Origin of the sequence: Streptomyces musisoli (assembly GCF_016741855.1) — a bacterium.
GTDB lineage: Bacteria > Actinomycetota > Actinomycetes > Streptomycetales > Streptomycetaceae > Streptomyces > Streptomyces musisoli.
Genome location: NZ_JAERRH010000005.1, coordinates 287,633 through 302,422 on the forward strand (window position 1 = coordinate 287,633; position 14,790 = coordinate 302,422).

Sequence of the window (14,790 nt, forward strand, 5' to 3'; positions counted from 1 at the left end):
GGGAATGCGCCGCAAGGCAAGCCTGGTCCTGCTCGCCTGCGCCGTGTTCTGCGCGGCGCTGTCCCCGCTGCTGCGCTGGTACGCCTTCCCGCGCGTGGCCCGCATCCCCGCCGACGAGTACCAGGACATGGTCCTCGAGGCCAGGGACGCCACCCTCCTCGACTACGGCACCATGCGCGCCAGGAAGGTCTCCAAGGTCACCATCGTGCAGACCCTCAAGGGCGACGTCGAGGCCGCGAAGAGGATCGAGAAGACGGCGGGACGGCCGGTCGTCGTCTGGGACGGCCTCTCCTACGTCCAGGGCCCCGACGGCAAGATGGTCTCCAAGGTGCCCGAGCGGTACATCTTCGACGCCCACAGCCAGGACCCGGTGCACGCAGGCGGCGAGATGGTCGACGGCGACCCGGTCAAGCGCGAGGGCATCGAGTTCAAGTGGCCCTTCCTGACGCAGAAACGGGACTACGAGTACTTCGACGCGCAGACCCGCACCACCAGCCCCATCCACTACAAGGGCACCCGGAACTTCCGCGGCCTGACGGTCTACTACTTCGAACAGACCGTCCCCTGGACCAAGGTCCCCATGCCGAAGACCATGCCGGTCCAGGGCATCACACCGGAGACGGTCGCCGAGACGGGCACCACCCGCTGGTACAGCACCGTCCGCAGATTCTGGGTCGAACCGGTCACCGGCGCCCCCGTCTACGGCGAGGAACTCCACAAGGAGGAACTGCGCGGCGGCACCCTGCTGGGCGGCCGGGCGAAGGTCACCGCCTTCGCCGGGCACGTGAAGATGCGCGAGGACTACATCGACCACACGGTCGCGCTGGTCAAGCACAACCGCACCCTCGTCCTGGCGCTCACCTCCTACGTCCCCTGGGGCTCCCTCGGCCTCGGCCTGCTGCTCCTCGCCCTCGCCCTCTACCTGGAGGCCCGCGCACGCCGCCCGCGGGACCCCGCACCCACCCCGACGGAGGACCCCGATCCGGTCAGCGCCTGAGCCGGGCGTTGGTGTGCCGCGTGGGCTCGGCGGTCGCCGGGTCCTCGGGCCACGGATGCTTCGGATACCGGCCGCGCAGTTCCGCCCGGACGGCCCGGTAACCGTCCCGCCAGAAAGAGGCGAGGTCGGCCGTGACGGCGGCAGGGCGTCCGGCGGGGGAGAGCAGGTGCACGAGCAGCGGCACGCCCGCCACCGCCGGTGTCTCCCGCAGCCCGAACATCTCCTGAAGCTTGACGGCGAGGACCGGCCGCCCGGGATCCCCGTAGTCGATCCGGATCCTGGACCCGCTCGGTACGGTGATCCGCTCGGGCGCCAGCTCGTCCAGCCACGCGGCCTCCCCGCTCGCCCAGGGCAGCAGCCGTGCGAGGGCCTGCCCGGCGTCGATCCGGGCGAGATCGGCCCGCCGCCGGGCCCGGCCCAGCTCGGGCTCCAGCCACTCGTCCACGCGCGCGTGGAGCGCGCCGTCCGAAACGTCCGGCCACGGATCCCCGAGATGGACACGCAGGAACGCCAGCCGCTGCCGCAGCGCCTCGGCCTCCGGCGACCAGCGGAGCAGCCCGAACCCCTCCAGGCGGAGCCCCTCCAGGAGCGCGCCCCGGACGAGCGCGGGGTCGGCGTCCTTCAGCGGGCGTACGGCCAGCTCGATCGCCCCCAGCCGTTCGACATGCCGGGCCACGACGTCCCCGCCGGCCCAGTGCACCTCGTCCCGCTCGCCGAGCAGGGACCGTGCGGCCGTCCGCGCCACCTCCTCGTCCACGGTGGCCCCGAGCAGCACGCGCGCGTGCCCCTTGCCGGAGGGCCGGTCGGCGACGGCCACGACGATCCAGGGAGCGCTCCGCAGTGCGGACCCGTCGGACAGTTCGGCCCGCGTCCCGGACGCCATGAGGTACGACCCGCCGTCGAGCCGCGCGACCCGCTCGGGAAAGGCGAGGGCGGCGACAATCCCGGCGGCCTCGCTTCCGACGCCCTCCGCGTCACCACGCCGCTCACCGGCCCTCACCGGGCCCCGCCGCCCGTCAGGCCCCGTCCGGTCCCGCCCTCGGGCGGGTCCCGTCCGGAGCGGTCCCTCGGAGGGCGCCGGGCGGTCACGTCCCGCCGACTGCTCCATGCGGTCCCACCGCTCGGCAGGCCTGCCCCGGTCCCGCTCCTCGGCGGGCCCGATGCGGTCCGGCCCCTCGGCCCGCTCCGAGGGGGCGCGCTCCCCGGCCCCGGTGGTCGGTCCTGCTCCGGCGTTCGCCTGTGAGTGACGGTCGTGAGCGGGCCGGTGGGCGAACTCCGTGGAGACGGCCCGCAGCCGCCGCACCTCCGCGGCCCACCGCCCCGCGTAGGCGTCGCCCCCACGCCGGGCCCGCCGCAGAGCACCGCCGAGGTCATCGCCGTAGTCCCGCGGCACCTCCTCGGAAAGCAGCGCGACCACCGCGGCCCCCTCACCGGAGGTGTCCAGCAGCGCCCGCCCCAGCCGGGGATGCACCCCCAGCCGGGCCAGCCGGGCACCGACCTCCGTGGCCCGCCCGGCACAGTCCACCGCTCCCACGGCCGCCAGCACCTCCCGAGCCGCCGCCATCGCCCCGCCCGGCGGCGGATCCAGCAACGCCAGCCCGGAGGCGTCCGGATCGCCCCAGCAAGCCGCCTGGAGCGCGAACGCGGTCAGATCGGCCACCCTGATCTCCGGTGCCGGATAAGCCGGCAGCCGGCCGTCCTCGGCCTCCGCCCAGCACCGGTACACCGCACCCGGCGCCTCACGTCCGGCCCGCCCCGCCCGCTGCCGCCCGGCCGCCCGCGACGCCCGTACGGTGGTCAGCCCGCTCAGCCCGCGCGCGTGATCCACCCGCGGCTCCCGCGCCAGCCCGGAGTCGACCACCACCCGCACCCCGGGCACGGTCAGCGAGGACTCCGCCACGGACGTCGACAGCACCACCCGGCGCCGCCGCCCCGCCGTCAGCACCGCGTCCTGCACGGCGGCCGGCGCCCGCCCGTGCACCTGGAGCACCTCGACGTCACCGAGATCCCCCAGCAGACCCGCCACGCGCGCGATCTCGCCCACGCCCGGCAGGAAACACAGCACGTCCCCGTCCCGCTCGGCCAGCGCCCGCCGCACCACCGACGCCACCTGCGCCAGCAGCGCGGGATCCACCCGCATCCCGTGCGGCGGCCGTACCGGCCGGGCCGGCGGAGCCCACACCACCTCCACCGGATGCGCCACACCCGCCGCCTCGACCACCGGTGCCCCGCCCAGCAGAGCCGCCCACCCCTCGGCGTCCGTGGTCGCCGACGCGGCCACCAGCCGCAGCTCCGGCCGCAGCGTCTGCCGGACGTCCCACAGGAACGCGGCCACCGTGTCCGCGTCCAGATGCCGCTCGTGGCACTCGTCGAGGACGACCACGTCCACCCCGGCCAGCTCCTGGTCGCGCTGGAGCCGCTGGAGCAGGACACCGGTCGTCACGACCTCCACACGCGTGTGCCGGCCCACGGCCCGCTCGCCGCGCACGGTGAAGCCGACGCTCCGCCCGGGCTGCTCGCCCAGCAGCCACGCCATCCGCCGGGCCGCCGCCCGCGCCGCGATCCGCCGCGGCTCGGCCACCACCACCCGCCTCTCGGGACCGCCCCCGACCAGCCCCGCCAGCACGAGCGGCACCAGCGTCGTCTTGCCGGTGCCGGGCGGCGCCACGAGAACCGCGGTGCCGCCCTCGTCCAGGGCGTCGGACAGGGCGGGCAGGGCGGAGCGCACGGGCAGCGCGTCCAGGGCGTCGTAACGGATCACGCCCCCAGTGTCGTACGCCGGCGAGAACGGCCCACGCGCGCGTGCCCCGCCATGGAGGCACCCCACAAGGCGGCCCACGGAAAAGTCCGCGCGGCCGCCCGCGGAGAAACACCCGAGGCCGCCCACGGAAGGATCCGCGAGGCGGCCCGGGGAGAAACGGCTGCACCTGCGTCCACAAATGCACTTACGCGCGCGTCCACGCATGTGCACGCGCGCGTAGATGACCGGTCATAGGCGACAGGCAGGCGTCAGTCCCGCTCGCACACGAAGATCGCCGTGCCGGGGATCAGGTTTCCGCGGAGGGGCGACCAGCCGCCCCACTCCGAGGTGTTCCAGGCCGGCCACTCCGGCTCCACCAGGTCCACCAGCCGGAACCCGGAGGCCACGATGTCCCGCACCCGGTCGCCGAGCGTCCTGTGGTGCTCCACGTACACCGCGCGGCCCTGCTCGTCCTGCTCCACGTAGGGCGTGCGGTCGAAGTAGGACGCGGAGACCGACAGGCCCTCGGGCCCCGGCTCGTCCGGGAACGCCCAGCGGAGCGGATGCGTCACCGAGAACACGAACCGCCCGCCCGGCCGCAGCACCCGGCGCACCTCGCCCAGGACCAGCCGCGGGTCGGCCACGAACGGCAGCGCCCCGTACGCGGAGCACGCCAGGTCGAAGGAGCCGTCCGCGAACGGCAGCGCGCCGGCGTCCGCGCAGACCAGCGGGAACGATCCGCCGATCCGCAGCGCGTGCTGGAGCTGGCGGTGCGAGAGGTCCAGGGCCACCGGGCGCGCCCCCTGGGCGGCCAGCCAGCGCGCGCACTGCGCCGCGCCCGCGCCGATCTCCAGGACGTCCTTGCCCTTCAGCTCCTCCGGCGGGCCGAGCAGCTCCGCCTCCACCTCGTCCAGGCCCTCCGGGCCCCACACGAAGCGGTCGTCACCGAGGAACGTGCCGTGCTCGACCTGGTACTCGTCCGCGTTGCGGTCCCACCAGCCACGATTGGCCCGCGCACTCTCCGTGACGCTCGTGTCGCGCCGAGTGGCCTCCGGCTCGAAACCCGCGGACTGCTCAGGCTCGTACGCTTCCGGCTCTTGGATGATCGGCTCCCTCGTCGTACTCTTCCGTCCAACCCGCCGGGGGTCTCCACGGAAGGGATCCCCTGGGCCCGTGTGGCCCGTTGGGGCGAATATTCTGCCGGTTATGCGGCGATCCGCCCCGGGTGTGCGCCTTCGCGCATTGACCCTGTCCGGCTGCCCCCGTATGCTACAAGTTGCGCTGCGGGCCTGCGCACCTCAGACGTAGCAGGCTGCGCTCGCATCTGTTGTATGTCCCCTCGGTTGTCGAGGCGCCATCACCAGTTCCTGGTGGGGCGCTTCCTTGGCTGTCCGGCTTCTGCAGAGCGATACGGGCTCCCGGCGTAGCAGTACCTACGACTTCAATGTCCGTACCGGAGCCCTTTCCCACATGACGAGCAGCACCGAGACCACCGCCACCACCCCGCAGGTTGCGGTCAACGACATCGGTAACGAGGAAGCCTTCCTCGCCGCGATCGACGAGACGATCAAGTACTTCAACGACGGCGACATCGTCGACGGCGTCATCGTGAAGGTCGACCGGGACGAGGTCCTGCTCGACATCGGTTACAAGACCGAAGGTGTCATCCCGAGCCGCGAGCTCTCGATCAAGCACGACGTCGACCCGAACGAGGTCGTCGCCGTCGGTGACGAGATCGAGGCCCTCGTCCTCCAGAAGGAGGACAAGGAAGGCCGCCTGATCCTCTCGAAGAAGCGCGCCCAGTACGAGCGTGCCTGGGGCACCATCGAGAAGATCAAGGAAGAGGACGGCATCGTCACCGGTACCGTCATCGAGGTCGTCAAGGGTGGTCTCATCCTCGACATCGGCCTCCGCGGCTTCCTCCCGGCCTCCCTGGTCGAGATGCGCCGCGTCCGCGACCTCCAGCCCTACGTGGGCAAGGAGCTCGAGGCGAAGATCATCGAGCTGGACAAGAACCGCAACAACGTGGTCCTGTCCCGCCGTGCCTGGCTCGAGCAGACCCAGTCCGAGGTCCGCCAGACGTTCCTCACCACCCTCCAGAAGGGTCAGGTCCGCTCCGGCGTCGTCTCCTCGATCGTCAACTTCGGTGCCTTCGTGGACCTGGGTGGCGTCGACGGTCTGGTCCACGTTTCCGAGCTGTCCTGGAAGCACATCGACCACCCGTCCGAGGTCGTCGAGGTCGGCCAGGAGGTCACCGTCGAGGTTCTCGACGTCGACATGGACCGCGAGCGTGTCTCCCTGTCGCTGAAGGCGACCCAGGAAGACCCGTGGCAGCAGTTCGCCCGGACCCACCAGATCGGTCAGGTCGTCCCGGGTAAGGTCACCAAGCTGGTTCCGTTCGGTGCGTTCGTCCGCGTGGACGAGGGCATCGAGGGTCTGGTCCACATCTCCGAGCTGGCCGAGCGCCACGTGGAGATCCCGGAGCAGGTCGTCCAGGTCAACGACGAGATCTTCGTCAAGGTCATCGACATCGACCTCGAGCGTCGTCGCATCAGCCTCTCGCTGAAGCAGGCCAACGAGTCCTTCGGTGCCGACCCGGCCTCGGTCGAGTTCGACCCGACCCTGTACGGCATGGCCGCGTCCTACGACGACCAGGGCAACTACATCTACCCCGAGGGCTTCGACCCCGAGACCAACGACTGGCTCGAGGGCTACGAGAAGCAGCGCGAGGAGTGGGAGCGCCAGTACGCCGAGGCGCAGTCCCGCTTCGAGCAGCACCAGCAGCAGGTCATCAAGTCCCGCGAGGCCGACGCCGCTGCCGCGGCCGAGGGCGGCGAGGCTGCGGCTCCGGCCGCCTCGGGTGGCGGCTCGTACTCCTCCGAGGGTGCGGACACCTCTGGTGCCCTGGCTTCGGACGAGGCGCTGGCCGCGCTGCGCGAGAAGCTGGCCGGCGGCCAGAGCTGAACGCAGCCGCTGAGGCTTAGCCGATAGCAGGCTGAGGGGCCGTACCTTTCGAGGTACGGCCCCTCAAGCTTGTTCGGGGGCCTGCCGGGGGCCTGCCGGGGGCTTTGTTCGAGGGCCCACCGGTGGCCTTGCCTTGGGTCAGCCGGAGGCCTTGCCTTGTTCGAGGGTCTGCCGGTGTCCTCGCCTTGTTCGAGGGTCTGCCGGTGTCCTCGCCTTGTTCGAGGACCCACCGGTGGCCTTGCCCTGTTCGAGGGTCCGCCGGTCGACTTTCCGCCGCGGGCCGGCTGCGGCTGGCCGCGCCCGCGCGACGGAGCCGCGCATCGACACAGCCCCGCACCCCTGGGGGGTTCGCCCCCGCCCGTCTCAGGGGGCGACCGGGATGTCGGTCAGGCCCTTGCCGCCCGTCACCGTGTTGCTGCTGTAGACCGTCGTCCGGCATGCGGTGCTGTAGTTCGTCACGTTGATCGCCAGCTGGGTCGAGCCGGTGGCGCCTGTCAAAGTCGATTTGTCGCCCCGGAAGACCGTGCCGCAGCCCCAGCCGGACTACTGGGTGTGGGTCTGGTAGCCGTCGTTGCTGGTCCGGGTACCGGTGTTGTCCTGGACGAGGACATCGTTGCCCTTGTACACGCCCTCGCCCATGCCCCGGCCGTCGTTCCCGGTGTCGTAGATCCTCGAGTTCCTGATCATGCCGTCGGTGCTGGAGTTGCGGAAGTGCACGCCCTCCATGTCCAGGCCGTGCACCGCGACGCCGTCCACGACGACGCCCTCGGCCGCGTCGGGCCCTTTCTCATACGTGAACGATGAACGTCAATGTGAACATCGATGGTCCAGAAGGTACGGACCAGTTGACGGAGCGTCAATGCCTCTCGCACGAGATCGCAGATCAGCGGTGTGTCGCGGGAATTCCCGCGTTCCAGGGCGCGTTGTCGATGAGGAACACGAGGAGGAGCGGTCACAGTGCTTGATCCGCAGGGTTTGTACGCATGGGAGCCGAAGGGCCTCGCCGTCGTCGACATGGCGCTCGCCCAGGAGTCGGCCGGCCTTGTCATGCTCTACCACTTCGACGGATACATCGACGCGGGTGAGACCGGCGACCAGATCGTCGACCGGCTGCTCGACTCACTGCCCCACCAGGTCGTGGCCCGGTTCGACCATGACCGGCTCGTGGACTACCGGGCCCGCCGGCCCCTGCTGACCTTCAAGCGGGACCGCTGGACCGACTACGAACTCCCCGCCATCGAGGTCCACCTCGTCCAGGACGCCACCGGTGCCCCGTTCCTGGTGCTGTCCGGCCCCGAGCCGGACGTGGAGTGGGAGCGGTTCGCGGCGGCGGTGCGGCAGATCGTGGAACGGCTCGGCGTTCGCCTGTCCGTGAACTTCCACGGCATCCCCATGGGCGTCCCGCACACCCGCCCCGTGGGTCTGACCCCGCACGGCAACCGCACCGACCTCGTCCCCGGCCATCGCAGCCCCTTCGACGAGGCGCAGGTGCCCGGCAGCGCCGAGTCGCTGATCGAGTACCGCCTCATGGAGGCAGGGCACGACGTCCTGGGCGTCGCCGCCCACGTGCCGCACTACATCGCCCGCTCCCCGTACCCGGACGCGGCTCTGACCGTCCTGGAGTCCGTCACCGCCGCGACCGGTCTGGTGCTGCCCGGCGTGGCCCACTCGCTGCGCACGGAGGCGCACCGCACGCAGAACGAGATCGACCGGCAGATCCGGGAGGGCGACGAGGAACTGACCGCACTCGTCCAGGGCCTCGAGCACCAGTACGATGCCGCGGCGGGCGCCGAGACCCGTGGCAACATGCTGGCCGAGCCCGTGGACATCCCGTCGGCGGACGAGATCGGCCAGGAGTTCGAGCGGTTCCTGGCGGAGCGCGAGGGCGACAACTAGGTCCACCGCGAGACGACGTCCGAGGCTCGGGGCGGGCGGCCGACTGCCTGTGCGCGACGCGGGGTGGTCGGCCAGACCCGTGGGCGCGGGGTGGTCCATGTGGCCGTCGGTGGCGCATGTGCGAAGTCGTTCACGGGCCGGCGATGGCGCCTCGAGCCGGCGGTGGCGCCGTGTGCGGTGCCGTGGGTCGGTCGGTGGCGCCGTGTGCGGTGCCGTGGGCGGCCGGTGGCGCCGTGGGCGATGGCGTCCGCGGGGCCGTCGGTGGCGCCCTCGGCGGCAGGGCCTAAGCTTCCGCTCATGCTGACAGTGGGCCTGACCGGCGGTATCGGCGCCGGCAAGAGCGAGGTGTCGCGGCTGCTCGTGGAGCACGGGGCCGTGCTGATCGACGCGGACCGCATCGCGCGCGAGGTCGTGGCGCCGGGCACCCCCGGCCTCGTGGCCGTGGTCGACGCCTTCGGGACGGACGTCCTCGCCGCCGACGGCAGCCTGGACCGGCCCCGGCTCGGCTCGATCGTCTTCGCCGACCCCGAGAAGCTCGCCGTCCTCAACTCGATCGTGCATCCACTGGTGGGCGCCCGCTCCCGTGAGCTGGAGAGCGCCGCGGCCGAGGACGCCGTGGTGGTCCACGACGTCCCCCTGCTCACCGAGAACGGACTCGCACCGCTCTACGACGTCGTGATCGTCGTGGACGCCGGCCCCGAGACCCAGCTCGACCGGCTGGTACGGCTGCGCGGTATGACCGAGGAGGACGCACGCGCGCGCATGGCCGCACAGGCGACGCGCGAACAGCGCCGGGAGATCGCGGACATCCTCATCGACAACGACGTGCCCCTGGAAGCGCTGAAGAAGCGCGTCGCCGAGGTGTGGGACGACCTCGCACACCGGGCGCGGCAGGCGGCCGCGGGCAGCGAGACGGGAACGCAGGAGGGCACGGAATAGTCGGCCGGCCCGGGGCGTTGAAGCGCTGGAGCAAGGGAAGGACTCAGCCGTGCCCGAGACCAGCGGTTCCACCGGACGTACTCCGGAAACGCATGTCATCGACTTCCGTGCCGCGGAGCAACTGCTCAACGCACGGGACCCGCGGGGCGCGGTGAAGCTGCTCGACGGAGTCATCGCCGCGCACCCCGAGAACACCGCCGCGCGGCTGCTCCGCGCGCGTGCCTTCTTCGCCGCTGCGCAACTACGGCCCGCCGAGCTGGAGTTCACCATCGTGCTGGAGCGCGAGCCGGACAACGCGTTCGCGCACTTCGCCCTGGCCCGCACCTACGAGCGCCAAGGCCGCCCCGACCAGGCCAAACGCCACTTCCGGCTGGCCGCCGCGCTCGATCCCAACCCGGAGTATCTGAAGGCGGCACGTTTCGACGACTGACGCGAGGCCGGACCCGGCTCAGGGATGCCGGTGCCTCGGCGGCCCCGGGTACGGCGGTCCGCTCGGCCGGTGCCGCCTCAGCCGCTCGAAGCGCGGTGGTCCGCCGTCCGGCGGACGGTACGGGGGTATGTCGCGGCCCGGCTGGTAGTGCGGCCCCTGCCGGATGTGCCGGAGGATCATGGCCGTGTCCACGGTGATCACCAGCCACAGCACCCCGCACGCCACCGCCCAGCCCGGGCGCCCGGCCAGGGCGAACGCCGCCGTACCGAAGATCGCCCAGAGCAGTCCCCACACGCTCAGCCAGAACCGCGCTCGCAGAGCACTGCGTGCGGTCGCCGGTTCACTGCCCGTACGCATCGGCCATCACTCCCAATGGCAACGTACTCTTCGTCGACCACGCGCATCAACGTTCGACGGGACGGCGAAGACCACGGGCTCGACGGGACGGCCGAGACCACCGCTGGTCGGGACGGCTGAGAGCAGCGCTGGTCGGGACGGCTGACGGCTGAGAGCAGCGCTGGTCGGGACGGCCGAGACGGCCGCTCGACGAGGCGTCGGGGGCATGGTGCCGGCCGAGAACTCTCGGCGCGCGCCGACCGCCCTGGGCCGTCACATCGCGCCGCACCGCGGGGCGTGCACCGCAGGCCGTACATCGGCCGCTTCCAGACGCCTCGGTTCCGCATCGCCGGTGAGTCACGGCTGGCCGGCCGACACCGAGCATGTCCAGTCCGACTTCGGCGCCCCGGACCCGCCGGTGGCGGAGCTGCCACCCCGTACGTCTCTGAAGCGGGCGGTCGGGCACCACCTGTGGGTCGGCGGCCACTGATATCTCACGCACAGATGGTTCCCGTCCCAGCCCGAGTAGCTCGAACGAGTGAACCGGGGGAGGAGGGGAACGGGCGTGCGGGGGCGGGCCGTTATCCGGGCATGAGGATCGACATGCGTGAGGGACACGAGGGCACGGGCCCCGGAGCGGTCACCCCGGACGGCTGCGCGGTCGAGCTGTACGCACGGCTGCCGGTGGGTGACGAGCCGAACGTCATCGCCGCGGCGGTACCGGCCGGGGCGCACATCCTGGAACTGGGCTGCGGGGTGGGCCGGATGACGCATCCCCTGCTCGAACTCGGCTTCACGGTCACGGCGGTGGACGAGTCCGCCGAGATGCTGGACCGGGTCCGCGGGGCGCGCGCGATATGCAGCCCCATCGAGAACCTCGAACTGGGCGAGAAGTTCGACGTGGTGTTGCTCGCGTCGTTCCTGGTCCACACCGGTGACGAGGAGGTGCGCAGAGGCATCCTGCGCAGCTGCGCCCGGCACGTGGCGGAGGGCGGCTGCGTGCTCATCCAGCGGGAGGGCCCGGACTATCACACCGACGTGCCCCGGGAACGGGTCGACCCGAGCGGCTTCACCGTCCGCATCGCCTCGGCCGAGCCAGCCGGAGAAGGGGTGAACTCGGTCCGCGCGGAGTACGTGTTCCCGGACGCGGTCTGGACCCAGACGTTCCTGGCCAGACCTCTGACGAAGGGGCAGTTCGAGTCGGCGCTGGCGGAGGCGGGACTGGAGGTGGACACGTATCTGACACCGGACGGGATGTGGGTGAGGGCAGTGCCCATGGCCTGAGGGAGCGCGAGCCGACCGGGACGGCGCGAACGGGGGCCCACCGAGGGAGGGGCTCCTCAGATCGGGCTCCGCGGGATCGGGGCGGGCGGTGTGAGCAGTGCGATCACTCTCAACGGTGTGATCAGTGGCGTCGGCGCGGTCATGGTGAGCGGTGCGATCGGTGGCGCCCGGCGCGCTCATGGTGAGCGGTGTGATCAGTGCCAGCGGTGTGTGGCGCCCGGTACGGTCAGGATGCCTGTTGGGCGTGCAACGGGACCTGGACCTGCTGTGACTGCTGCGCCGGCGCACTGCCACCACCAAGGTCGGCCGGGCAGTGGGGGCCCGGCCGACGTCAGCGAGGACGCCGTCCGCCCCGTCCGTCGGACCCGCCCCGGCCGCCGGGCCCACCTCGGCCGTTGGACGCGTCGGGTCCGCCCCGGCTGCCCGCTGCGTCGGAGCCGCCCGCTCCGCCGAAGCCTGCGGGGCTGCCCGGTTTGCCGAAGCCTCCGGAGCCGGTCGGCCCGCCGAAGCCGAAGCCTGCCGGGCCGCCCGGTCCGCCGAGGGCGCGGAGGCGATCCAGTTCGCGGCGGTCCCGCTTGGTGGGGCGGCCGGTGCCGCGGTCGCGGAGACCGGCGGGCGCGACGGCCTCGCGGGGCGGAGGCGGAGGGGAGTTGTCGATGTAGCACTGGGCGGCCACGGGCGCGCCGACCCGCTTGCGGATCAGACGTTTGACGATCACGACCCGTTCCCGGCCCTCGTGCCGCAGCCGCACCTCGTCGCCGACGCGCACGGAGTGGGCGGGCTTCACCCGCTCGCCGTTCACATGCAGATGCCCGCCCCGGCACGCGGCGGCGCCGAGGGAGCGGGTCTTGATGAGGCGGACCGCCCAGATCCAGCTGTCGATGCGGACAGTCTCGCCATGGGAGGGCCCGGCGGCCTCGGCGGCGGCCACCGCGGCTGCGATCTTGGGGTCGACCGGCTGCTCGGCGGGGGCGGTTCCGCCCGGCGCGTCCGTCTCCTCGCCGTTCCCCTCACCCGTCTCACGGTCCACGTTCTCGTCCGCATCCTCGGAAGCCATGCCCCGACCTTAACGCCACGGGGCGGTCGAGCCCGAAGCGTTTTCCGGCGCCCGCGACCGCCCGGCCACGACGACTTCGCCGTGTCCGTACGTTCGCGCCGGGGGTCCGCGCCGGGGGTCCGCGCCGGCCCTCCACGCCAGCGGTCTGTGCCGGGCGTCCGCGCGGGGGTCTGTGCCGGTCGTCCGGGCCGGTCGTCCGCGCGGGAGGTCCGTGCCGGCCTTCCGCGCCAGCGGTCCGCGCCGCTGGTCCGTGCCGGTCGTCCGCGCTGGCGGCCCGTGCCGCTGGTCCGTGCTGGTCGTCCGCGTGGCGGTTCGTGCCGGTCGGCCGCGCTGATCTCAGTCGCGGCGTTCGCCCGGGTGTTCGGGGCATACGGTGGCCGTATGGACGACAGCAGCGCCCTCGCCCGGCTCGACCGGCGCGTCGCCGACTGCCGGGCCTGCCCCCGGCTGGTCGACTGGCGCGAGGAGGTGGCCCGTACGAAGCGGGCCGCTTTCGCCGACTGGACGTACTGGGGACGGCCGGTGCCAGGGTTCGGCCCTGCGGACGCCCGGCTGGTGATCATCGGGCTGGCCCCGGCCGCGCACGGCGGCAACCGCACCGGCCGCATGTTCACCGGTGACCGCTCGGGAGACGTGCTCTACCAGGCGCTGTACGACGTGGGGCTCGCCTCCCAGCCCATCTCCGTGAGCGCCGACGACGGGCTGGATCTGTACGGCGTGCGGGTCACGGCGCCCGTGCACTGCGCCCCTCCCGCCAACAAGCCGACTCCCAGGGAGCGCGACACCTGCCGCCCCTGGCTGGTCCAGGAGCTGACGCTGCTCAGGCCGACCCTGAAGGCCGCGGTCGTCCTCGGTGCCTTCGGCTGGCAGGCCGCGCTGCCCGCGTTCGCGGAGGCGGGCTGGACCGTGCCGCGCCCCCGCCCGGCCTTCGCCCACGGCACCCGGGTCGCGCTCGACGGCCTGGACCTCTTCGGCTGCTTCCATGTCAGCCAGCGCAACACCTTCACCGGCCGGCTCACCGCCGGGATGCTGCGCGAGGTTCTGCGTACGGCGGCGGACGCGGCCGGGCTGCCGTAGCGCGCCCGCCTCCTCATGGGGCGCCAGCCGCTCCACCGCGCCCTTCGCCCACCGCGCCCTTCGCCCACCGCGCCCTTCGCCCACGCGACCTCACCCGTCACCCAGGCGTAGCGGTCAGGGCCGCCACACGTAGCGGACGTCCGGCTCCAGCTCCTCGTTGCCGCTGCCGTCCGTGTACTCGGCGGCGACGAAACCGTGCCGCTCGTAGAAGCGGTGTGCGGCGGTGTTGACCTGGAAGGTCCAGAGCGTGAGGCCCTGGGGGCTGCGCTCCTTGGCCAGGGCGACGAACCGGTCCCCGAGGCCGCGGCCCCGCCAGTCGGGGGCGAGATAGAGCTGGGCCAGCTCGTCGTCGTCCAGCACCATCATGCCGACGACCTCCCGGCCAGCGTCGGTCGCCTCGGCGACCCAGGTCTCCTGGAGCGGCACGACCACGTCCCGGAAGTACGCGCGCACCTCGTCGTCCGAGTGCGCCCGGCCGACCGTCGGCAGGGCGGTGGCGAAGGACCGCAGCCAGACGTCGGCGACGGCGCGGGCGTCCGCCGGCACCGCCCTGCGCAGGTGGACCGTGTCCGGCGTCGGCCGCAGGTGGACCGTGTCCGGTGTCGGCCGCTCCTCCTCCCGCTCCGGCACCACAGCCGTCGCCGTGATCTCCACCAGCTGTCCGGTGTACCCGAGGCAGGAGACGCCGAGCAGTGTGGAGGAGTGCGGTCCCCGGCTCAGGCCGGACGCCTCGACCACCTTCCACACCGCGGAGAGCGTGGCGGGCTCGTCGGCGACCACATACACATCCGTCGCGACCACGTGCTCCAAGCCGGAGCCGACCGACCGCAGTTGCTCGCGCAGGTTGGCGATCACCTGCTCGGCCTGGCGCACCGGATCCCCCGGCCCCACCAGCTCACCGTCGGCCGTGAGCGGCACCGCGCCGGCGAGGAACGCGAGCTTCGTGCCGGCCTCGACGACGGAGGCGTGGGAGTAGGAGGGCGGGGGGAAGAGCCCGGGGGTGGTGACGCGCCGGATCACGGAAGCGGCTCCTGCAAGGGTCGGTGGACAGGGTCCTGCGAGGGCCGGCG

11 protein-coding genes and 3 pseudogenes are annotated in these 14,790 nt (G+C 72.6%); 7 read left to right on the top strand and 7 right to left on the bottom strand.

Annotated elements, in window-relative coordinates; genetic code table 11:
- The first annotated feature begins 4 nt into the window (after window positions 1–4).
- A complete protein-coding gene (gene pgfA, locus JK361_RS16565; protein ID WP_201818415.1) occupies window positions 5–997 on the top strand; it encodes a cell envelope lipid trafficking protein PgfA in 993 nt (330 codons plus the stop codon).
- Here pgfA and JK361_RS16570 read toward each other — a convergent pair.
- Window positions 987–3,758: an ATP-dependent RNA helicase gene (locus tag JK361_RS16570; RefSeq protein WP_201818417.1), complete on the bottom strand. Its 2,772-nt coding sequence runs from the start codon at window positions 3,756–3,758 to the stop codon at window positions 987–989. The two genes, pgfA and JK361_RS16570, sit on opposite strands and share 11 nt — an antisense overlap.
- A gap of 248 nt (window positions 3,759–4,006) precedes the next feature.
- Window positions 4,007–4,843: a class I SAM-dependent methyltransferase gene (locus JK361_RS16575; RefSeq protein ID WP_201818892.1), complete on the bottom strand. Its 837-nt coding sequence runs from the start codon at window positions 4,841–4,843 to the stop codon at window positions 4,007–4,009.
- A gap of 364 nt (window positions 4,844–5,207) precedes the next feature.
- On the opposite strand from JK361_RS16575, the gene rpsA reads away from it, so the two are divergent.
- The gene (rpsA, locus tag JK361_RS16580; protein ID WP_009322963.1) at window positions 5,208–6,701 is read left to right on the top strand and encodes a 30S ribosomal protein S1; all 1,494 of its coding nucleotides are present in this window, start codon (window positions 5,208–5,210) and stop codon (window positions 6,699–6,701) included.
- Window positions 6,702–7,064: 363 nt separating this feature from the next.
- Here the strand turns inward: rpsA and JK361_RS16585 are convergent.
- A pseudogene (locus tag JK361_RS16585) lies at window positions 7,065–7,478 on the bottom strand (right-handed parallel beta-helix repeat-containing protein); the annotation flags it as partial.
- A gap of 180 nt (window positions 7,479–7,658) precedes the next feature.
- Here JK361_RS16585 and JK361_RS16590 point away from each other — a divergent pair.
- From JK361_RS16590 to JK361_RS16600, 3 genes are all read left to right on the top strand, one after another.
- On the top strand, window positions 7,659–8,597 hold the full coding sequence (locus JK361_RS16590) for a PAC2 family protein (protein ID WP_201818419.1): 939 nt from the start codon (window positions 7,659–7,661) through the stop codon (window positions 8,595–8,597).
- 297 nt (window positions 8,598–8,894) lie between these two features.
- The gene (gene coaE / locus JK361_RS16595) at window positions 8,895–9,536 is read left to right on the top strand and encodes a dephospho-CoA kinase (protein ID WP_201818421.1); all 642 of its coding nucleotides are present in this window, start codon (window positions 8,895–8,897) and stop codon (window positions 9,534–9,536) included.
- A gap of 49 nt (window positions 9,537–9,585) precedes the next feature.
- Window positions 9,586–9,966 carry a tetratricopeptide repeat protein gene (locus tag JK361_RS16600; protein ID WP_201818423.1) on the top strand — a complete coding sequence of 127 codons (381 nt, stop codon included), beginning with the start codon at window positions 9,586–9,588 and terminating at the stop codon, window positions 9,964–9,966.
- A 96-nt stretch (window positions 9,967–10,062) separates the two neighbouring features.
- On the opposite strand, the pseudogene JK361_RS16605 reads toward JK361_RS16600, so the two are convergent.
- Window positions 10,063–10,323, bottom strand: a pseudogene (locus JK361_RS16605) (DUF6343 family protein); the annotation flags it as partial.
- A 582-nt stretch (window positions 10,324–10,905) separates the two neighbouring features.
- Here JK361_RS16605 and JK361_RS16610 point away from each other — a divergent pair.
- Window positions 10,906–11,586 carry a class I SAM-dependent methyltransferase gene (locus JK361_RS16610; RefSeq protein ID WP_201818424.1) on the top strand — a complete coding sequence of 227 codons (681 nt, stop codon included), beginning with the start codon at window positions 10,906–10,908 and terminating at the stop codon, window positions 11,584–11,586.
- A gap of 331 nt (window positions 11,587–11,917) precedes the next feature.
- On the opposite strand, the gene JK361_RS16615 is transcribed toward JK361_RS16610, so the two are convergent.
- The gene (locus JK361_RS16615; RefSeq protein ID WP_201818426.1) at window positions 11,918–12,643 is read right to left on the bottom strand and encodes an RNA-binding S4 domain-containing protein; all 726 of its coding nucleotides are present in this window, start codon (window positions 12,641–12,643) and stop codon (window positions 11,918–11,920) included.
- A 381-nt stretch (window positions 12,644–13,024) separates the two neighbouring features.
- On the opposite strand from JK361_RS16615, the gene JK361_RS16620 reads away from it, so the two are divergent.
- A complete protein-coding gene (locus JK361_RS16620; protein WP_201818428.1) occupies window positions 13,025–13,720 on the top strand; it encodes a uracil-DNA glycosylase in 696 nt (231 codons plus the stop codon).
- Window positions 13,721–13,834: 114 nt separating this feature from the next.
- On the opposite strand, the gene JK361_RS41265 is transcribed toward JK361_RS16620, so the two are convergent.
- The gene (locus tag JK361_RS41265; protein ID WP_262418635.1) at window positions 13,835–14,305 is read right to left on the bottom strand and encodes a GNAT family N-acetyltransferase; all 471 of its coding nucleotides are present in this window, start codon (window positions 14,303–14,305) and stop codon (window positions 13,835–13,837) included.
- Window positions 14,306–14,407: 102 nt separating this feature from the next.
- A pseudogene (locus tag JK361_RS41270) lies at window positions 14,408–14,740 on the bottom strand (RidA family protein); the annotation flags it as partial.
- Window positions 14,741–14,790: the final 50 nt, after the last annotated feature.